At 57.4% G+C, this 19,688-nt stretch carries 16 protein-coding genes and 1 pseudogene; 3 read left to right on the top strand and 14 right to left on the bottom strand.

Translation table 11 applies throughout. From position 1 onward, the window contains the following. Positions 1 to 13 precede the first annotated feature (13 nt). Positions 14 to 247, bottom strand: coding sequence for a DUF6429 family protein (locus NKH49_RS31700; RefSeq protein ID WP_352542802.1), 234 nt, complete (start codon positions 245 to 247; stop codon positions 14 to 16). A gap of 667 nt (positions 248 to 914) precedes the next feature. Here NKH49_RS31700 and NKH49_RS31695 point away from each other — a divergent pair. Then, positions 915 to 2,501, top strand: coding sequence for an adenylate/guanylate cyclase domain-containing protein (locus NKH49_RS31695; protein WP_352473298.1), 1,587 nt, complete (start codon positions 915 to 917; stop codon positions 2,499 to 2,501). Here NKH49_RS31695 and NKH49_RS31690 read toward each other — a convergent pair. The 13 genes from NKH49_RS31690 to gmd form a co-directional block, all read right to left on the bottom strand. After that, complete coding sequence (locus NKH49_RS31690) at positions 2,498 to 2,647, bottom strand: hypothetical protein (RefSeq protein ID WP_352473299.1); 150 nt, start codon at positions 2,645 to 2,647, stop codon at positions 2,498 to 2,500. The genes NKH49_RS31695 and NKH49_RS31690 overlap by 4 nt on opposite strands. Further along, on the bottom strand, positions 2,647 to 2,892 hold the full coding sequence (locus NKH49_RS31685) for a type II toxin-antitoxin system VapB family antitoxin (RefSeq protein ID WP_352929432.1): 246 nt from the start codon (positions 2,890 to 2,892) through the stop codon (positions 2,647 to 2,649). The genes NKH49_RS31690 and NKH49_RS31685 overlap by 1 nt, the downstream gene beginning before the upstream one ends. 234 nt (positions 2,893 to 3,126) lie before the next feature. After that, complete coding sequence (gene cysQ, locus NKH49_RS31680; RefSeq protein ID WP_352929457.1) at positions 3,127 to 3,948, bottom strand: 3'(2'),5'-bisphosphate nucleotidase CysQ; 822 nt, start codon at positions 3,946 to 3,948, stop codon at positions 3,127 to 3,129. Beyond that, complete coding sequence (gene cysN / locus NKH49_RS31675) at positions 3,926 to 5,863, bottom strand: sulfate adenylyltransferase subunit CysN (RefSeq protein ID WP_352929429.1); 1,938 nt, start codon at positions 5,861 to 5,863, stop codon at positions 3,926 to 3,928. Before cysN ends, cysQ begins: the two co-directional genes overlap by 23 nt. A 2-nt stretch (positions 5,864 to 5,865) precedes the next feature. Then, positions 5,866 to 6,771 (bottom strand): sulfate adenylyltransferase subunit CysD, encoded by a 906-nt coding sequence (gene cysD, locus NKH49_RS31670; protein ID WP_352929426.1) that lies wholly within the window; start codon positions 6,769 to 6,771, stop codon positions 5,866 to 5,868. A 561-nt stretch (positions 6,772 to 7,332) separates the two neighbouring features. Beyond that, positions 7,333 to 8,403, bottom strand: a complete 1,071-nt coding sequence (gene rfbB / locus NKH49_RS31665) for a dTDP-glucose 4,6-dehydratase (RefSeq protein ID WP_352929423.1) — start codon at positions 8,401 to 8,403, stop codon at positions 7,333 to 7,335. A 269-nt stretch (positions 8,404 to 8,672) separates the two neighbouring features. Further along, on the bottom strand, positions 8,673 to 9,989 hold the full coding sequence (locus tag NKH49_RS31660) for an O-antigen ligase family protein (protein WP_352929420.1): 1,317 nt from the start codon (positions 9,987 to 9,989) through the stop codon (positions 8,673 to 8,675). After that, complete coding sequence (locus NKH49_RS31655; RefSeq protein ID WP_352929417.1) at positions 9,986 to 11,245, bottom strand: tetratricopeptide repeat protein; 1,260 nt, start codon at positions 11,243 to 11,245, stop codon at positions 9,986 to 9,988. Before NKH49_RS31655 ends, NKH49_RS31660 begins: the two co-directional genes overlap by 4 nt. Then, the gene (locus tag NKH49_RS31650; protein ID WP_352687029.1) at positions 11,133 to 13,514 is read right to left on the bottom strand and encodes a GumC family protein; all 2,382 of its coding nucleotides are present in this window, start codon (positions 13,512 to 13,514) and stop codon (positions 11,133 to 11,135) included. The genes NKH49_RS31655 and NKH49_RS31650 overlap by 113 nt, the downstream gene beginning before the upstream one ends. 49 nt (positions 13,515 to 13,563) lie before the next feature. After that, entirely contained in the window at positions 13,564 to 14,349 is a 786-nt protein-coding gene (locus NKH49_RS31645) for a polysaccharide biosynthesis/export family protein (RefSeq protein WP_352687032.1), read from the bottom strand. Next, positions 14,349 to 15,158, bottom strand: coding sequence for a tyrosine-protein phosphatase (locus tag NKH49_RS31640; protein ID WP_352687035.1), 810 nt, complete (start codon positions 15,156 to 15,158; stop codon positions 14,349 to 14,351). Before NKH49_RS31640 ends, NKH49_RS31645 begins: the two co-directional genes overlap by 1 nt. Positions 15,159 to 15,364: 206 nt before the next feature. Continuing rightward, positions 15,365 to 15,847 (bottom strand): hypothetical protein, encoded by a 483-nt coding sequence (locus NKH49_RS31635; protein WP_352929411.1) that lies wholly within the window; start codon positions 15,845 to 15,847, stop codon positions 15,365 to 15,367. A 397-nt stretch (positions 15,848 to 16,244) separates the two neighbouring features. Next, positions 16,245 to 17,330, bottom strand: a complete 1,086-nt coding sequence (gene gmd / locus NKH49_RS31630) for a GDP-mannose 4,6-dehydratase (RefSeq protein WP_352687155.1) — start codon at positions 17,328 to 17,330, stop codon at positions 16,245 to 16,247. A gap of 819 nt (positions 17,331 to 18,149) precedes the next feature. Here gmd and NKH49_RS31625 point away from each other — a divergent pair. Beyond that, positions 18,150 to 19,138: pseudogene (locus tag NKH49_RS31625) on the top strand (IS110 family RNA-guided transposase). 320 nt (positions 19,139 to 19,458) lie between these two features. After that, a partial coding sequence (locus NKH49_RS31620; RefSeq protein WP_352929454.1) for a helix-turn-helix domain-containing protein occupies positions 19,459 to 19,688 on the top strand: 230 nt, incomplete at its 3' end.

Here is a 19,688-nt window from a genome sequence, read left to right as displayed (position 1 = left end):
CCCGCAATCTGGCTCAGGGCGCCGGGCGGGTGAACAGGGTTCGGAATAGCTCCTCAGCACGCCGCAGTCCTTCATCTGTCAGAACCACCGACTTCGCCTTGTTTGCCGGATTTGCGATCAGCCCCTTCTCGTGCAAGCGATCCAGAGCATTCCAATCCAACCCCTTCCAGGCGCGCCTCTCTTCATGCAGCGTCAGCCAAAGCAGGCCCAGAACGGCTTCGTCGATCTTGTCGGCGTCGATCTCCATGTAAGCAGTCTAACACGCGAAAAGGCCGCTGCCACGATCCACACCGGATGGTTATTCCCTGCCGCGAGCGTTCGCCTGAGAACAAGTGCCTCACTCAGGCGTCGCATCCGCGACGGCGTCATTGGGGGCCGACGAGCCGGGAACGGGATTGGAGTTCATCATGATGCCTAAGCGGCCGTGGCAGCGTTGCCGCTGGCAATGAAATGCAAATTGGCGAAATCCTCGTCTTCGCTCAGGTTGCGCTTACCGCAGGCGAGCGGCGCACTATCCAGGTCCGCGTCATGCTGCCGGCAACGCGCGCCGCCCCGCCGCGCTGGCCCATTCCATAGTCGACCGACGCGCGGAGACGTTTTGCGGGACACTTTCTTTTCCGACCCGCTGTCCGACTGCAAGTCTCAACCTTGTCAGAGGTGATTTTTGACTCCTGAGCGGTTATCGCGGAGCGCATTCCGGCCACAACCGACGTTGCGACATCCCTTTCCTGATTCACTGTCCGTCCAGCGCCAGAATGCGAAATCCGCTGTGAACGGTCGGGGCTTAGCAACAACCGCTCAAGGTCGGTCCGACGTTGCAGGGCTGACGTGTTTTCATCGAGCCAAGACTGACTCTGGTACCGCGCCGGGAATGAGCTATAGTTCACACACTAAGACGGCCGGGCGCTTGCACAATGGCTGGACTGGGTGAACAGATTGCGCGACAGCAGCGCACTATGGGACCGCTCCTGGTGGCGGCAGTGGTCATCGGCCTTGTCGGTCTGCCCGTTGCAGCCTGGCTCGACCTCCGAGACCTATCGGAACGGATGCTGCGCAGGCAAGCCAGCGAAATCAGCCGCATCATCGACGAAATGCGCGGATTCTACGGCAGCGACGTCGTGGGACGCGTGCTGCAAGCTAACGGCGCCGTGACTGCGACGCACAACTACCGGGACGTGCCAGGCGCGATCCCTATTCCAGCAACCCTCTCGATCGAACTGGGCAACCGCATCAGCGCTCATGACGGCTCGGTCAAATATCGGTTCGTCTCGGATCTGCCTTTCAAAGGTCGCGCGCCCCACCAGCTCGATGCGTTCGAGCGGAATGCAATCTTGGCTTTGCGCGCCAACCCGAAGGAGCCGATCATCGAGGTCTCGGGCTCACTGTTTGACCGGCAGGTGCGCGCCGCGGCCCCTGTCATAATGGGACAAGTGTGCGTGACCTGCCATAACTCACACCCGGACAGCCCCAAGACGGACTGGAAGGTGGGGGATGTCCGAGGGATCCAGGAGATATCAGTCAATCAGCCTATTGCTGCGAACGTGCTGACCTTCAAGTATCTGCTCCTGTATTTCGGTTTCGCGGCGGCGGCGGGCCTGACGTTCATTCTCCTGCAGCGTCGGCAGTCCGCGTTGATTCAGGGCATCAACAAGGAGCTTTCGGAGGCAAACGACTTCCTGGCCGCGATTTCATTGAAGATCGCCAAATACCTTTCGCCTCAAATTTACAAAAGTATCTTCAGCGGCCAGAAGGACGTCACCATCGCGACCGAGCGCAAGAAGCTCACAATCTTTTTCTCCGACGTCAAGGATTTCACCGCGATCGTGGAACGGCTCCAGCCCGAGGACTTGACGCTTCTCCTCAACGAGTACTTCACCGAGATGTCGACGATCGCGCTCAAACACGGCGGCACCGTCGACAAGTTCATCGGCGACGCGCTTCTTGTGTTCTTCGGAGACCCCGAGACGCAAGGCGTCGAGGAAGACGCGAGAGCCTGCTTGCGCATGGCTGTCGACATGCAGCGTCGGCTGGAGCAGTTGAACAGGGTGTGGCATGACCGCGGAGTTGAACGGCCCTTCCGAGCTCGTATGGGCATCAACACGGGCTATTGCAATGTTGGGAACTTCGGTTCCGATGATCGGATGGACTACACGATCATTGGAGCCGAGGCGAACTTGGCGGCCCGGCTGCAGTCGATTGCCGAGCCCGGCGGCATCTGCCTCAGCTATGAGACTTACGCGCTCGTGCGCGACCTTGTCCGGGCGCGTCCGTTAGCACCCATTGCCATGAAGGGGATCAGCCGGGAGGTTGTCCCCTACGAAGTCGAGGGCCTGCTGGGTGAACTCGCCCAGCGCCCTCAGGTCATCAGCGAGCATGCGACTGGTCTCGACTTGTTCCTCGATGTTGAGGCAATCGACGAGAACGGGGTGGAGCGGGCGAAGAAACGACTTTCGGAGGCGCTCCTGGCCTTAACCATCCGAAGCAAGCCCGCCGCACTTTAGGTTCTTGAACGTGATCCAATCTGGACGGTGGCCAGCCAAGTAAAGTCCGGTTCAACACCGTTCAGGCGCGCCGGGTCCCGGCCAGGAGTTCGCGCATCATCCTCGTTGGTCATCAGCGCCGTCAGGGCCGAGGCGTCGATGAACATCAGTGATTCTCGTACAGGCTGTCGCGAAACGCCTTGTCGGCGGGCCTGCCGCGATCAGGCTTGCCCCGGGCTCGCAGATCACGGCAGAACCTGACGCCGATCTCTACGAGGGACGGTCTAGCCTGTTCGCGCTCAAGCTCATGCTTGAGCGCGGCATGGACGGCCTCTGTCAGAGCAGTCCTCTTAAGTGCGGCGAGCCGGCGGGCCAGTGCGTCGGTCTCGGGATTTTTGATGTGGAACGCCATCACTCGCTCGTATAGCCGTTCAAGTCTATCGGTATACAGCAATTTGGATACACCCGTGTGAAGGCCCCGCAGCATCGACCGCACACGAAGCGAATCGGCCACGCCGACCCAACTGTCGGCTGGATGGGATCGTACCGCTGTGTTTACAGATCTCGAGCAGTATCTGAGGTCGCTTGCATAAGTCACGTGCAACACCCGCACTTTCGTACGGGTCTGGAACGGCGCAATCACCGTCTAGCCAAATCCAGCAGCCTTGCCGCTGGCGATAAAATGCGGGTTGGCGAAATCCTCGTCGTCACTCTGGTTGCGCTTGCCGTAGGCGAGCGGCTCACCATCCAGCGTGCGCGTCATGCCGCCGGCGGCGCGTAGCACCGCGTCACCCGCGGCCGTATCCCACTCCATGGTGCGGCCGAAGCGTGGATAGACGTCTGCCTCGGCGCCGGCAACGAGACAGAATTTCAGCGACGAGCCAACCGAGACGATCTCGGCGGCGCCAAGCGCGCGGATATAGGCTTCAGTTTCCGGCGTGTTGTGGGAGCGGCTGGCAACGACGGTCAGCGGCACCATACCGGCCCTTGCCGAAATCGGCTGGCGATCGACGATCTCGTAGTCGTCATTGATCTCGATCGTTTCCGCCTTGCCCGGCCGGCCGGAAAAGAAGCGGCCAGTGCAAGGCGCGAAGACGACGCCGATCTCAGGCACGCCATGGCGAACCAGCGCGATGTTGACAGTGAAATCGGTCCTGCGGTTGACGAACTCCTTGGTGCCGTCGAGAGGATCGATCAGGAAGAAGGCGTCGCCGAGATCTGGCGCCATGATGCCGGCCGAAGCTTCTTCCTCGGCCACGCACGGAATCTCGGGAAATGCGGCGCGCAGCCCGGCAAGGATGGTCTTCTCGCTCTCGCGATCCGCCTCCGTCACTGGCGAACTGTCCGACTTGCTGTCGACCGCACAGCCGGCACGAAAGACGCGCATCACCTCGCGCCCCGCCGCCAGGGCAAGGTGCTCGAAGACGGCGAGCACCGCTTCGTCGTCAGATACCGCCGCCGCTGTCATATTGGTCTTCGGCAATGTCCCGCTCGTTCAGCCAGTGTTCCAGGGCGTCCACCATCTCCTCGGCCGATCTGCCGAGTGTCTTGAGATGAATTTCGGGCTTTTCCGGCACCTCATACGGTGAATCGACGCCGGTGAAATTCTTGATCTCGCCGTTCAACGCCCGCGCATAGAGACCCTTCGGATCGCGCCTGGCGCATTCCTCGAAGGGTGTGTCGACAAACACCTCGACGAATTCGCCGTCGGCCATCAGTTCGCGCGCCATGCGCCGCTCGGCGCTGAACGGCGAGATGAACGACACGATGACGATCAGCCCGGCGTCGGCCATCAGGCGTGCCACTTCGGCGACGCGGCGAATGTTTTCGACACGATCGGCGTCGGTGAAACCGAGATCGCGGTTGAGGCCGTGACGGACGTTGTCGCCATCCAGAATGTAGGTATGGCGCCCAGTGGCGAACAGCTTCTTTTCGAACAGATTGGCGATGGTCGACTTGCCCGAGCCCGAAAGCCCGGTGAACCAGAACACGGCCGGCCGCTGGTTCTTCATATCGGCGCGGGCGCGCTTGCCGACATCGAGCGACTGCCAATGGATGTTTTCGGCGCGGCGCAGCGAATGCAGGATCATCCCGGCGCCGACCGTGGCGTTGGTGATGCGGTCGATCAAGATGAAGGCGCCGGTGGTGCGGTTTTCGGCAAACGGATCGAAGGCGATCGGTGACCGCGTCGAGATATTGCAGATGCCGACTTCGTTCATTTCAAGCGACTTGGCCGCCTCATGGGCAAAGTCGTTGACATTGACGCGGTATTTCAGGTCGGTGACGGTGGCGCTGGTCTGGTCGGTCTCGGTGCGCAGGATGTAGGAGCGGCCAGGCAGCAGCGCATGTTCGTCGAACCAGACGATGTTGGCGGCGAACTGGTCGGCGACCTGCGGCCGCGCCGCCGGCGACACCAGCATATTGCCGCGCGAGACTTCCACCTCGTCGTCGAGGACAAGAGTGATGGCCTGGCCGGCGATAGCCTGCTGAAGGTCGCCGCCATGCGAAACGATGCGCCTGACACGGGAGGACTTGCCGGATTTCGCGACGACCACCTCGTCGCCCGGCGCAACCGATCCGGACGCTATGGTGCCGGCGAAGCCGCGGAAATCGAGATTGGGACGGTTCACATATTGGACCGGAAAGCGGAACGGCAATTCGACCGCGGCCTCGTCAACCGACACCGTTTCGAGATGTTCGATCAGCGTCGGGCCGGAATACCAGTCCGTCCTGTCGGATCGGCAGGAAACGTTGTCGCCGTAGCGGGCCGACATCGGAATTGGCATGATCGACTGGAAACCAAGATCGCGTGAGAATTGCCCGTAATCCGTGACGATCCGGTCAAAAACCGCCTCGTCGAAACCGACAAGATCGATCTTGTTGACAGCGAGCACGATGTGGCGGATGCCAAGCAGCGAGGCAATGATCGAATGCCGCCTGGTCTGGCGCAACACGCCCTGGCGGGCATCGATCAGTACGATGGCGAGATCCGCGGTCGATGCACCCGTCGCCATGTTACGCGTGTATTGTTCGTGGCCGGGCGTGTCGGCGACGATGAACTTGCGCTTTGGCGTGGCGAAGAAGCGATAGGCGACGTCGATGGTAATGCCTTGCTCGCGCTCGGCTTCGAGCCCGTCGACCAGCAGCGCGAAGTCGACGTCATCGCCGGTGGTGCCGTGCTTGCGCGAATCGCGCTCGAGCGTGGCCAGCTGGTCCTCGAAAATCTGCTTGGTGTCGGAAAGCAGGCGCCCGATCAGCGTCGACTTACCGTCGTCGACCGAGCCGCAGGTCAGGAAGCGCAGCAGCGACTTTCGTTCCTGCGCCGCCAGATAGTCGCGGACGCCGTCGGTCGGGGCGAGGCTCTTGGCCATGATATGGCGCATACTCAGAAATACCCCTCGCGCTTCTTCTTTTCCATCGAGCCGGCTTCATCACGGTCGATCAGGCGACCTTGCCGCTCGGAAGTGCGCGCCGTGAGCATTTCGCCGACTATCGCCTCCAGAGTGTCGGCCTCCGAGTCGATCGCGCCGGTCAGCGGATAGCAGCCGAGCGTGCGGAACCGCACCATCCGGTTCTCCACTGCTTCGCCGGGCCGCAGCTGCATGCGCTCATCATCCCTCAGGATAAGCATGCCATCGCGCTCGACGACCGGCCGCTCCTTGGCCAGATACAGGGGCACGATCGGGATGTCTTCCTGAAGAATGTACTGCCAGATGTCGAGCTCGGTCCAGTTCGACAACGGGAACACCCTGATCGATTCACCGGCAGCGACGCGGGTGTTGAAAATCTTCCACATCTCGGGCCGCTGGTTCTTCGGATCCCAGACGTGCTGGGCGTTGCGGAACGAGAAGATCCGCTCCTTGGCGCGCGACTTCTCCTCGTCGCGCCGCGCGCCGCCGAAGGCAGCGTCAAACCCGTATTTATCGAGCGCCTGCCGCAGCGCCACCGTCTTCATCACATGCGTATGGGTGTTGGACCCGTGGTCGAAAGGGTTGATGTTGTCGCGCACGCCGTCTTCATTGACATGGACCAGGAGGTCGAAGCCGAGCTTTTGCTGCATCTGGTCACGAAAGGCGATCATCTCGCGGAATTTCCAGGTCGTGTCGACATGGAGAAAGGGAAAGGGCGGCTTGGCCGGATAGAACGCCTTCATCGCCAGGTGCATGAGCACGGACGAATCCTTGCCGACCGAATAGAGCATCACCGGCCTGGCGAAAGCCGCGGCCACCTCGCGAAAAATATGGATGGATTCAGCCTCAAGCCGCTGAAGGTGTGTAAGTGCGATGTTCATGGACTGTTAGCGTTCTTTCGTGCCATCCACGAAGGGTCTGTATCATCAACGGGCGCGAGTCGCCCGGTTCAGCTGCACTTCTGGATAATCTATTTTCGTGCGGGCGTTCTAGCAGATCGTTCCTGCCCAGAACAATGCAAGACAAGCCTGCGGCCGAGTGGTTCGGGAATGAATTTTCCACCCAGCATGCTAATTCGAGAAATTCCTGCCCAAGGAGCCCTTGTGTCTATGAGGGCCCGGAAAATATTGCCTGGGCCGCGGAAAGGGCCGCTGCATTTTGTCATGATGTATTCCATCGGCCAACCGCCTTGCCTTATCGAAACCTTGGCTGCCAGCGCGCCATGTGACCTCGGAGGCAAGGTCCGGTTCATCTTTGGCCTGATCGAGGCGGTGCAGCCGCGGCGGACGAGCAGATCGAGTAGCCGCGAGCGTGGGAGCGATGATTCCGGCCTCGCCGGATCGAGCTGAGGCCGGCCGACTACAGTGATCTCTCGAAGCTGGGGCAAATAGACACGCTCGACCGAGCTATTAACTACTTGGCCTCGCGTGGTGACACAAGCCTCACACAACACCCATGCGCGCCTCGCCAAGCCGCTCGCCTGTATAGTGGTCGCGGCGGATCGGGCCCCACCACCATTCGTTCTGGAGGTACCAGTCGACTGTTTTGGCGAGGCCGCCGGCGAATGTCTCGCGAGGCGCCCAGCCCAGATCGAGCCGTATCTTGGAAGCGTCAATCGCATAACGGCGGTCGTGGCCGGGGCGATCCGCGACAAATGCGATGAGATCGCGATACCGCCGAGACCCGGAACGGGGCCGTCTGTCGTCCAGAAGGCTGCAGATTGCCTCGACCACCTCCATGTTGCTGCGTTCCGAGCCGCCACCGACATTGTAGCTCTCGCCGACTACACCTCGGGTAGCGATTATGGCCAAAGCGCGGGCGTGGTCTTCGACGAAGAGCCAATCGCGCACGTTACTGCCGGCGCCGTACACAGGCAGCGGCTTCTCGTCGAGAGCGTTCAAAATGACGAGCGGGATCAGCTTTTCGGGAAACTGGCAAGGACCGTAATTGTTCGAGCAGTTCGACAGCACGACCGGCAGGCCGTAAGTGTTGTGCCATGCGCGCACCAGGTGATCGGACGCGGCTTTCGAAGCCGAATAGGGTGAGGACGGCGCATAGGATGTCTGTTCGGTGAACACACTGCCGTCGAATGGCAGATCACCGAACACTTCATCGGTCGAGATGTGGTGGAAACGGAACCGGCTTTTTCTTTCGCCGGAGAGCCTGCGCCAATATTCCAGTGCCGAATTGAGCAAGCGGTAGGTTCCAACGATGTTCGTCTCGATGAACGCACCAGGCCCGTCGATTGACCGATCCACGTGACTTTCGGCAGCCAGATGAATGACGACGTCAACCCTATCACGATGCATCACGTTCAGAACCGTCCGGTCGTCACAGATGTCGGCCCGCTCGAACCTGTAACTGTGGGCGGTCTCGATCCCCCGCAGCGAGGCGAGATTCCCGGCATAGGTAAGCTTATCGAGATTGGTCACACGGTGATCCGGATTGCCACACAAATGCCGGCATACCGCCGAGCCGATGAAGCCGGCCCCTCCGGTCACCAGAAAGTTCATGACGCCCCTCCTAATGCACTCACCCTTGGGCACCCCCATGACAACACCCCTGCGGCGACCATCGGCACCCAGGGTCCCGTATGAAAGCTGAAGCCTTAGCCGCACTGCCGCACTCAGGCAATTTTGGGGCAGCATGCAGGAGCTCTGACCCGCCGCCAGGCCGCCAAGCGCTCCCTTGGCGGGCAAACGTGAGGAAAAGCAATGGATGCCTGCCTCCTAGGCAGTGACACTCATCGCATCCGACGAATGCCCCTCCCCGCCTTTAACACTTAAGACGACGCTCCGATCGGAACAAACAGCTTGTCGCCATTGTGGTCGATCTCGATCACGTCGTTCTTCCGGCTCAAACGTTCCGCAAATCCTTTGTGGAAGATGATCGCGTTCATATAGGCAAAGGTCATCGCCAGCGCCTCGGTTCGCAGCGGATAATCGACCAATGAATGAATGAGAAGAAAAGACACAGAAAGAAAAGCCGCCTTCTGAAGAGGATCTCGCCGGCTCCTCGCGAGGGTGGCAACAAGCGATATAAAGTAAAACACCATTAACAGAATAGCGGATGTTCCGCCTTCGAAAGCTATTTCTAGATAGTCATTGTGGGCATGGTTTACGAAGCGGCTAAAAATCATGCTTTCCCTTTCGTAAATTTGGTATGCTTTTTGGAAATTCCCGAACCCAACGCCAGTTGCCCAATTATCCTTGATGCCCTCGATTGTGGTGCGGGCAAATTCACCTCGCCCGAAAGCTGGATCGATTACATCTGCATCGATCTTCGTCCAGGCCCCGATAGAATAGATCAAAAGCCCTATGAAAATTGCGAGGATGCTCAATCCGCTTATCTTGGAGCGGGTTGACAGAAAGACCACAGACAAAACAGTGACTGTCAATCCGAGCAGAACGCCGGCACGGGAGCCAGCAGCCAAAAGCAGCAGAAGCAGCATGATGAGCCCCAGCGATCCAGACAAGAGATGCCCACGGTAGAGACCGTAGTAGACGACAACGGGTATAGAAATAAACAGCAACGCCGAAAAGTGATTTTGATTTGCGAACAATCCTGCGTTGATCGTAAACGGCAATAACCCGACAATAGCAATCTCGTTCGAAAGGGAATATTGAATTGCGGCTGCCAAGGCGTTGCAGATCACGCCCATGAAGAAGAATGGAAGTAGGCCTTGGACCTGCTCGGCGCGCAACCGTAATACACTCAAAAAAAACGCGGCCGACGCCACCAAGTACAACAGACATTCGATCGTCCGGCCGACTCCGATACTCACAAAGCGATAGGGGGTTCCTCCAAGCCAGGGATCCCCACGCAACAATTCCGGCCGCAAGCCACCAAATATTGCCCGCGGTAGCGGAACGATCTGAAAGGCGACCGACGCCACTGCGAAAATCACGAGCCATAGAAGAGAAGCGGGTATTCTCTTGCCAAACGGTTGCGAAAAGACTGCGGCCGCCGACACAATCGCCGTGACCTCTATCAGTGCATCCGTATAGAGGCCGCTCGCAGTACCACCGCCGATCAGCAGCGATAAAAACAGCACCGACCCCACGAGATATTTATCCCATTCTGACGGTCGATCGTTCAAGATGGAAGTCTCTCAATGCTCAGTTTGTGCATTATCAACGTACCGACATATCGAAATCTCCAGCTTTCGGCAATGGCGGCAGTCTCCAACCTCAGCAACTGCATGGGACAGGCAGCCGGGCCTACGGAGAAATCCTGGCTCAATTTTTGTCGATTATATGTACCCTCCGGGACCTTAAATCGCGCTATTTCGCCGACTGGATCCACGCACCTTATCGACCAAAATAGTTCTTTCGGAAGCTTCAGATCCCTTGCCGTAGCAATTAACGAAATTTTGTATGAACCAGGAGGCAACTCGATATATTGCTGAAGAGCGGTGTTCTTGACTGGTGTATTCAAGAACCTGACTGTCGCCCCTGCTTCACTCTCTGCCGCTTCACGAGATGTTGTGAACGTAACTTCCAAGCCCGATTGATCGCGGATCTGCCAATCGAAGGGTGTGCCGCCGACAATAGGTTCGAAAGTGCTGTTGAAAATGTACCCGCCCAACATGCGCTCTTGATCCGACAGGCTGAAAAGAAACAGCCGATAGGCGGATTCATATTCCTTCTGCCCAATATAGCCGCCAATCACAGCAGACAACTCGCTCGACTTCGGCGGTGCGCTTGATCCCGTTAACTCAAGCAACAGCCGATTGGCGAAATCTAGCCCCTGGGAACTCTTGGCAAGAGCACCGAACAGGCTGGCTCTCCAGGGCGCCTCCGCCCTGATGGCCGCCAGCACCGCATTGTACCCGTTGGGATTTGAAAGAATGGTGGGAAGGCCGTCGGCCACAGCCGCAAATCGGTCTGGCCATCGACGTAGCAATATGTCGATCTCGCCAACGGCCTTTGAGAAATCGCCCAGTTCAATCGAGTGGCCGATCGACCTCTGGAGTGCGTGGATTTCGGTCTTCGAAAGTTTTCGGGCTTGATCGAAGAGTTTATATGCCTCCTCTTTCTCGCCCTGCCGGTATTTGATCTCGCCGATCAAGCTATAAAGACGCGCGTCGCCCAGATTAAAGCGAAGCGCGCCTCTAGCCTGCGCAAGCAAGGCAGGAAGATCAGGCACGTTATTCAGGTCGTTCAGATCGCTGCTGATCTCGCGTATCGATGCATCCACGTTCAGCGGGTCTAACGCAAGAGAAAAGGCCGGTGCTTCGGTCTCAAGAAATCGACTTAGCCCGATCGATGAAGCCAACAACACTAGAACGGATGCGACGAACCAAACGCCTGAAAGCCGGAGATTTTGCGTAAGCGGGCTGGCCCGGTCCATCATCGACTTTGCCCTCAACCTTCGGAGTACTCGCGCCATAGTTATAGTACTGATAGTTCATATATTTGTACGCATAATTGTAGTCAAACTTGTTCACCGCGAATTTTGACATTGCAGCTCCGACAACATTTGCGCCAGCAGCTCGCAGGCGCTTTAAGGCCATCTTCGCCGACTTGCGCGTGACCTGATTAGTCGAGATGACCATCAACGTACCCTCAGCAAGCCGGCTGAGGATAGGCGCATCTGAGAGGCCGACAATCGGCGGAGCGTCGATTACGACAAGGTCGAATCGCTTTCCGAGATTCGTGACGATCAAAGCCATCTTCGGCGACGAGAGTAGATCCGCGGGGTTTGGTGGTATCGTTCCAGAAGTGAGAACGGTGACGTTAGGGTATTTCGTCGCCCTGAAGATGCTCGCCAGATCCTCCTTGCGCACAGTATTTGTCAGGAGGTTGCTAAGCCCAATCGTGTTATCAAGACCGAACAAGCGATGAAGGTTCGGCTTTCGAAGATCGCCATCGACAATGAGAACTCTTGCACCGAGTGCAGCGAAATCCTGGCCGAGCTTGAACGAAGTGGTCGACTTTCCTTCCGAGGGCTCTGAGCTAGTGACTAAGAGCGACCGCGGCGCGCCTTCCGCACCTGAGAATTGTAGCGACGTTCGCAGAGAACGGTACGCCTCCGATAATCCGGATTTTTGGTCGGCGATGCTGGCTGCGAATTCGCGGTCATCCACCGCGGGCAAGATGCCGAGGATCGCAAGTCCCAATTCCTTTTCAACCTGCTCAGGATAGGTAAACGTATTGTTCAAAAGCTCTATAATGTAAATAGCAAACGCTGCCAAAGCCATGAAAAGCACTAAAGCCATAGCAAGGTTGCTGCTTAGGCGTGGAGAATAAGGGCGATCTGGCTGCGCAGCAAAATCCACGATTGCAGCACTTTGCGTTTTAAGTTCAGAGCTAACGCCAACCTCATTCAGCTTAGCAATCAAGCCATCGTATTGCGACCTATTCGAATCCACTTCGCGCTTAAGGATAGTGTATTTAATATTCTTGTCATTGAATATGGTTTGCTGCCTTTCCATTTCAGCAAGCTTTGACTTAAGATCCGCTTCCTTGTTCTGCGCCTCCTGATACTTTAATCTCAGCGAATCAGTGATGGCAAAAACGCCGTTGTTGTAAAGACGTTGCAACTCCCTGATCTGCGCTTGAAGTTGCTGCATTTCCGGAAAACCCGGCTTTAAAATACCTAATTTCTGTTGATACTGGCTGGTCAAGTCGGATAATTTTTCGCTGAGCTTTTGCAGGCCTTCGCTCTCCAACACGGCGCCGAGGCTAGCTCCGCGACCTTTGTCTATCTGCTCTACAGCCCGGCCGGCATCGAGACGCTCCTGGATAGCCGTCGCTAGCGCGTTATTAAGCGCCTCAATGTTTGATCCTATAAGGGATTTGTCGTCGCCAGTTATAGTGATTCCCGCTTCTTTTGCATAGGCGACCAATTCCTCTTCGGATTTTTGCAGTTTCTGCTTTACCTGCAATACCTGTTCCTGGATAAATTGGCGTGCGAGATCCGACGTCTCACTAGTCTGGTCAAGGCGTTGATCGATAAAGCTTTGAGCAACCTGATTAGCTACATCGCTTGCATATTTTGGCTTCTGATCGACAAAAGTGATAGACAGCAGACTCGTGTTGGTCACCAAATTGACTGACAAATCATTGAGAACACGTCCAATCGCAATCGCCTCTCGTTGCTCTGGCGTTTTCTCTTGAATTGAGGTGGAGTTCGCAATTCCAAAAGCTCGATAGACAATGTTACTGATGGAGAAGTCCGGTGTGGGAAACAGAAAGTCGGGCCTTTCGCTAAGTCCCAGTTGGAACACCACCCGCTGCGCTAAAGCGCGACTTTTGAGCTTCTCACGGGCTGTCAGGAATGCTCTGATGTCGCTGTTTTCCGACACCACCTCAATGTCTTGAAACACCTTTGCCGAAGGAACCAGCACTTCTAATTGCGTTGTTGCCCGGTATTTCGGCGTCTGCATCATGGTAACGATCACACCGGCTACAAGCCCGGCTGCAGCCATCATGACGATTAGCCATCGGTACTGGACGACGTAAAAGAGCAGTTTGAGTGGATTGAAGCCCTCGTCCTGTTCGGAAAAATCTCGACCGTACGGGCTGCTGAAATTTTGGGCACCGTCATAAAACTGATCGGTGGACAGGGCTTGGCCGTGTCCTGGACCTGCAAGTTGATGTTGCCTATTGCGATCGAGCATGGAGGGAAGGAATCCTAAGTTTTCTTACTCTGGCCGGCAAATCGCCGCTTTAAGGGATCACCGCAATTCGGGCCGCGCTCGATGCGATGCCGAGGGCATCCTTGAGGTTGTTCATCGCGATTTTCGACTTTGAGGCGAAGACGACAATCTTGTCGCCTCCGTAGATGCGTGGATTGCGGCTCTTGCCAGCACGAATTTCCTCCACATTGTAATTAGCGACCAAAGTATTATGCCCGATATTGCGATAGACAAAGACCTTCTTTGCGTCCCCAACATTGTTGAACCCACCAGCAAGGGCAATCGCATCGATGAGAGAAGAATTGCTCGATACTGGGAAGATGCCGGCCCTGGCGACTTCGCCATCGACGGTAATGCGCTGCCCTATCGACTCCTTAACCAAAATGGTCACGTCGGGCGACTGCAGGTATTTACCACCATAGGCGGTTTCGATTTCCTGCTCCAACTGACGGACGGTCTTTCCTGCCGCGGCAATGGTTCCAATGAGTGGAAGCGAAATTTGCCCACCAGAATCCACTTGAACGGTTCTATTCAAGTTATCGACCTGGAACACATTCACCTCGAGCACATCGTTCGGCGACAAAGGCTGCTCGCTGCCGTTTTGAGTGTTTTGCGGCGCAGGCAGATCCTTTACTACCTGCAGGGCACCGCCGCCTGAAATTGGTGCCGACGATGATGTCAGTTGCAGCGCATCTACCGAACTCGACGAAGATGATGTCGTCGACGAGGCGCTCGTGCATGCCGAGATTGTCAGTGAAGCAAGAACGACGAACACCATGCCGATGGGATTTTCTGTGAAATGAAAAAAAGTGACCATCACTCTACCCCGCCCTTGAACAACCGTCCCAATCCTACAAAGCGGCTAATGTTACGGGCGTTTGGCTTGCTCGGGCGTGCTCTTCCGACTGGATCGAGATGCCGGTTCGCCAATATTTCGCCTGGACGTCTCAATACCATATTACGGGCCTCGTGTTCGCCGCACCGCTTCGCGGCAGCGGCAACCGCTTGCGAAAGCCCGGGGCGCCGACGGGTGGCGCTATGAGTATCCGACGCGATAATATCCACTCTGCCCTCGTCGATCAGCTTTTCCGAATAGTAAAGCGCCGTGCGCCCAAAAGCACCAACAATCGAATCTGCTGTAAGCTGGATAAGGCAACCCGCCGCATTCAACCTCTCGACAACGTCATAATTTGTCTTGATCCAGGTCAGACGCTCGGGATGAGTAAGGATCGGGATGAAACCGGCGTTTATGAGGCGTAGAGCGAGATCTTCCATTCTTGGCGGTAAAACATGATGCGGCGGCTCGAACAAGAAATAGCGGGACCTGTTCAAAGTGGGCACACTGCCGAGCGCCAACTGGTCTGGAAGATCCAGCGCAATATGGATATCGGCACCAACGTAAAGAGCCAGTGGTATGGCGGCGTGATGCAGGGCCTGATCCAATGCCTGGACCGCCCGAACTATGTTCGTCGTTCTGTTTTCGTACACACCCGGCGTTACATGCGGCGTGCACGCCATATGAGTCGTTCCATCAGCCACAGCCAGTCGCGCCATCTCCAGCGATTCAGCAAGATTAGGCGAGCCGTCGTCGAGACCGGGCAGGATATGGGAATGCAGATCGATCATTGGCTTTTCTGGCCAGACCGAGGCCAAGTAGCAACCGCGCCGCAGTAATGGACAAATGCGCCGCCCGCGCGATGGCGAATGACGCATTTATCAAATCCATGAAAGACGCAGGCCATAATCGGCGCCGCCTGCTACATTCAAGGCACCAACAGAGCCGATACAGCAGAGACAGACGCCTCAGCTGCCGTCACCCTGCCTGACGCCTACTATCGACTCACGCCGTTGTTGTCGTCCTGCGTCGCAGCAAGAATGCCAGCCGCCCCAGCCATACCGCCAAAGATGAGCAGCGGCGTAAGATCCTTATTAGTGCCTGACGAGTCAGTGGCCGCCGTCTGCTCAGAACCCACGATGTTGAGGCATATCTTATTCTCGACACGAGAAATATCGAGGCTTGAATTGGCCGGGACATCCAAACTACAACCGCCGACATTGACGGAGGCCATTCCCTTAGCACCTACAACAACGCGGCTGCCAAAATCCAGACCACTGCCTGGCTTGGCAGGGCCATACCCGGCACTTTGAGAAACCATCACGTCCCCCTTGGCGCCACTGATCGAACCGATGGGATTTGCCCCCCCGCGATACGCCGTCGCACATGTGCAGGCGCCGTCTTGCGCGTAAGATGAGACAGGGCCCAAACCGATCAACGCCACGCACCCGGCCAAGGCACTTTTGAAAATAAGGTTCATCCGTCAATCCCTTTATCTGTCCGCGTTTTACTCAGCCCTAATTCAAGGTACACCTGAGCGCGTAACAGTTTTTCGTTTTGATGCCAACCCATTTCGCACATGCGAGATATTTATTTGGTTAAAGCGTGCTCTGCAGAACACAGTTCGCTTGAGAGATTCGCTGCCGACTGAAAGGAGCCCCTTGTCGGTAGTGAATTCCGGTGGCGATCCCTCGGCCGGCCAAATGGCGTTTGATGCCTCGATGCGGAACCCTGGGGCCTGCCCGCAACAATGGGCGGCGTCAGGCATTTCGTATAATCGGTGCCAACAACCGCGGTTCGACACACCGTCGAAGCCTACCCAACTCCGTTAAGCTGCATACGAAATCAGCAAAAGGGGCGTGCGGGCCAGGTTGCACTCAGCTTTGGCTAAGCTGATTTGATTTAACCAAGAGTTCGACGGCATGCAGATCGCTTAATGTCATTTCTTCGACCAACGCCTCGAACGAGGTTTTGGCCTTCCACCCAAGTTTGGCATGTGCCTTCGTCGCGTCGCCAAGCAACGACTCAACTTCGGTCGGGCGAAAATAGCGTGGATCAACCCTGATAATGGCGCGGCCGTTATCGGCCACCCCCTTCTCGTCGATACCCTCGCCTTCCCATCGGATGCGCATGCCAAGCACCCGGGCCGCAGCATTGACAAAGTCGCGCACACTATACTGCAAGCCCGTAGCGATGACAAAATCTTCTGCGGTTGGCTGCTGTAGCATCAACCATTGCATTTCCACATAGTCGCGCGCGTGACCCCAGTCGCGTCGCGCATCAAGATTGCCGAGGTGCAAGTCCGACTGGACGCCCAGTTTGATGCGCGCCAGCGCACGCGTGATTTTACGCGTTACGAACGTCTCACCGCGTAAAGGCGACTCATGATTGAATAGGATCCCGTTGCAGGCATACAGTCCATACGCTTCCCGATAATTTACAGTGATCCAATAGGCATACAGCTTCGCGACACCATAGGGGCTGCGAGGATAGAAAGGTGTCGTCTCACGCTGCGGCACTTCCTGAACTAAGCCATAAAGTTCCGAGGTGGACGCCTGGTAGAATCGCGTCTTGTCAGAAAGCCCGAGGATGCGGATCGCTTCCAGCAGTCGCAAGGTGCCCAATGCATCCGAGTTCGCGGTGTATTCGGGCTCCTCAAACGAAACCGCCACGTGGCTCTGAGCGGCGAGGTTGTAGAGCTCATCAGGCTTAACCTGCTGGATGATATGTGTCAGACTGGATGAATCAGTCATATCGCCATGGTGTAGGATGAAGCGGCCGGATTGGCCTGCGAAGCCGTCAAATAGATTGTCTATCCGGGCGGTATTAAAAAGCGAGGTACGCCGCTTAATCCCATGCACTACATAGCCCTTGCTCAGCAAGAGCTCTGCCAAGTAGCTACCGTCCTGGCCGGTAACTCCGGTCAACAGCGCGACCTTGCCGTTGGATTCTGGACAGAACATACGGCGCTCTCCTATTTCGACAGCGATGAAGCAGCGCCCAGTTCCACGACCAGTGCGAACCCCAGTAACTCGTGACGCCTCCTTAACGTGCTTCTGCACCGGACTTCAAGCGTCAGTCGCGAGTTACAGCTCGAAACCCAAGATTATAGCCGAAGCGCTTGGCCGGTGCGCACTATCAGGACTAAAAGAGCCGCCTCAAAGACGCGACATGGTCCGAAATCTAAGATTTCTCGCCCCCTTGCCGCTTGATTCGTGCAACGGTAAGCCGCGCCTACGCTTCCGCCACCAGCGCCGCCGTGGACGCTGCGGGCTTGCAGCCGGCCGGTTCGGAACCGCCTCAAGGATCTCGACCCGTTCGAAATGGACCGCAAAGCCTTTGCGAGGATGTGGGGCGCGCTTCGCTTTCGAGCCGACCGCAGACTTGTCCATAGGCCCTTCGATGGCCGCCACGCCCGTTTCGATCTCGTCGAAGGCCAGAGCGTGCTGTTCCTCGGTCAGCGCGCCGGTCCGCAACCTTCGTAGCGGGCGCCGAAGCGCGCCGGCTCCAGCATCTTCACCACCGCCGTCAATCGTGCGACCCGCTCCTCGACGCCCATCCATTGCGCCATCTGATGCTGATGCCATCGCAAGGGTGAAGGCAAGGAGACGAAGCCGTGCGTCATCTCTACACCGACAATGTCGACGACTCAGGCTTCGTCTGCGAGCGCGCCAGACTTCTTCAACAGATGGGGTGATTGGGTTCTCGCCCGAGCCAAATGTCCTGTCGAGATGTGAGAACGTGGTCGATGTAGATCGCCACAAACATCAGGAGGAGCAGCCATGAAGTATTTTGCCGGACTTGACGTGTCTTTGGAAGAGACCGCGATCTGTGTCGTCGACGAGAGCGGCCGGATCGTGAAGGAAGGGCGGGCGGCGAGTGAGCCGAGGGCGCTTTATGAAGCCAGCGGAAAATCGATCTGCCGCTGGAGCGCATCGGGCTCGAAGCCTGTTCGCTGACAGCCTGGCTTTATGACGGTATTAGCGCCGAAGGATTGCCGGCGATCTGCATCGAGACCCGGCAGGCCAACGCGGCGATGAAAACGATGCCGAACAAAACCGATCGCAACGACGCCCGCGCCTTGGCGCAGATCATGCGCACCGGCTGGTATCGGCAGGTGCATGTGAAGCGCCCGCAGTGTCGGCTCTGGCGATCTCTCCTTGTTGCGCGACGCACGGTCCTCAATGAAATGCGGACGATCGAAAGTGTCGTCAGGGCGATTCTGCGGGAGGCCGGCATCAAGCTCGGCACTCCAGGCCGCGCAGCTTTCGCCCATCGCGTGCGCGAACTGATTGGCGCAGATACGGTCATCATGGCGCTTGTCGAGCCGCTTCTGGCGATCGTGGCAACGATGTTGCGCGAGTTAGGGCGACTGACAAAGCAGGTCTTCAATATCGCCCTCAAGGACCAAGTCTGCCGGCGCCTCATGTCCGTGCCCGGTGTGGGACCCATCACCGCGCTCGCCTTTCGTGCCACGGTCGATCAGCCGGACCGCTTTCGCCGATCGAGGGATGTCGGAGCGCATTTGGGTCTGACCCCGGCACGCTATCAATCTGGCGAGACGGACATTCGGGCAAGGTAGCCGATGCGGTGACGAGCTCGCCCGCACGGCCCTCTATGAGGCGGCTCATTCTCTGCTTGTGCTCAGCAAGAAATGGTCGAGCCAGCCCGAGTTGCTGTTGCTCGCAAGCTCGCTGTCATCCTGCATCGCATGTGGAGCCATGCGACAGAATTCCGCTTCGGCAAGGCACCCGGCCCCATATCGGCATGAAATACGGGATAACGGACCAACGAAGGAGGAGTTGATTCCGCCCGAAGGGGCGTGATCCGGATCGTTCCCGTGGGGACGATGGGCAAGGCGATCTCGTTAGCAGGCACGATCCTGGGACGAACTCTCCCAAGGTCGTTCAACAGATTGAGAGGCCTCGCTCTACTGACCCCATCATGCGGCGGCTTAACGTCGACGGCGAAGAGAAGCGAGTGACCCGCGGGGCGACATGGTCCGGAAAAAAATCAGGAGGAGCTTGATTAACGACCCCAATCAGAGAAGCCTGCTAGTGGTTCCTGCCTGACATAAGAGTCCGGACCGGGATTCCCTTTTGCACAGGAATCTCCTTCACCGTCTCGCCTTCTGACCATCGGCGTTTGCTTGCCTTGGTCAAAGACTGTAACAGCCCGCAGAAGCACGTTTGGCGCGCCGAGATCGTGTTGTTGAGCGCCGACGGCGCCGGCACGATCGAAGTCATGCGGCGGACCGGCAAGTCCAAGACCTGCGTGTGGCGCTGGCAGGAGCGCTTCGCCACTGAAGGCTTCGAGGGGCT

The sequence above is a fragment of the Mesorhizobium sp. M1088 genome (genome assembly GCF_040318575.1).
Lineage (GTDB): Bacteria > Pseudomonadota > Alphaproteobacteria > Rhizobiales > Rhizobiaceae > Mesorhizobium.
The sequence above is the reverse complement of the archived record's forward strand: the minus strand, read 5'-3'. Positions and strand labels throughout refer to the sequence as shown.

Excerpts from the sequence above, each read along its gene's own strand:
- NKH49_RS31685 (WP_352929432.1), bottom strand. The coding sequence starts at position 2,892 with ATGGCGTTCCACATCAAAAATCCCGAGACCGACGCACTGGCCCGCCGG.
- cysD (WP_352929426.1), bottom strand. The coding sequence starts at position 6,771 with ATGAACATCGCACTTACACACCTTCAGCGGCTTGAGGCTGAATCCATC.
- NKH49_RS31700 (WP_352542802.1), bottom strand. The coding sequence starts at position 247 with ATGGAGATCGACGCCGACAAGATCGACGAAGCCGTTCTGGGCCTGCTT.
- NKH49_RS31695 (WP_352473298.1), top strand. The coding sequence starts at position 915 with ATGGCTGGACTGGGTGAACAGATTGCGCGACAGCAGCGCACTATGGGA.
- NKH49_RS31640 (WP_352687035.1), bottom strand. The coding sequence starts at position 15,158 with ATGATCGATCTGCATTCCCATATCCTGCCCGGTCTCGACGACGGCTCG.
- rfbB (WP_352929423.1), bottom strand. The coding sequence starts at position 8,403 with ATGAACTTTCTGGTGACCGGAGGGGCCGGCTTCATCGGCTCGGCGGTA.
- NKH49_RS31690 (WP_352473299.1), bottom strand. The coding sequence starts at position 2,647 with ATGTTCATCGACGCCTCGGCCCTGACGGCGCTGATGACCAACGAGGAT.
- cysN (WP_352929429.1), bottom strand. The coding sequence starts at position 5,863 with ATGCGCCATATCATGGCCAAGAGCCTCGCCCCGACCGACGGCGTCCGC.
- NKH49_RS31635 (WP_352929411.1), bottom strand. The coding sequence starts at position 15,847 with ATGAACCTTATTTTCAAAAGTGCCTTGGCCGGGTGCGTGGCGTTGATC.
- cysQ (WP_352929457.1), bottom strand. The coding sequence starts at position 3,948 with ATGACAGCGGCGGCGGTATCTGACGACGAAGCGGTGCTCGCCGTCTTC.
- NKH49_RS31650 (WP_352687029.1), bottom strand. The coding sequence starts at position 13,514 with ATGCTCGATCGCAATAGGCAACATCAACTTGCAGGTCCAGGACACGGC.
- gmd (WP_352687155.1), bottom strand. The coding sequence starts at position 17,330 with ATGTTCTGTCCAGAATCCAACGGCAAGGTCGCGCTGTTGACCGGAGTT.
- NKH49_RS31645 (WP_352687032.1), bottom strand. The coding sequence starts at position 14,349 with ATGGTCACTTTTTTTCATTTCACAGAAAATCCCATCGGCATGGTGTTC.
- NKH49_RS31655 (WP_352929417.1), bottom strand. The coding sequence starts at position 11,245 with ATGATGGACCGGGCCAGCCCGCTTACGCAAAATCTCCGGCTTTCAGGC.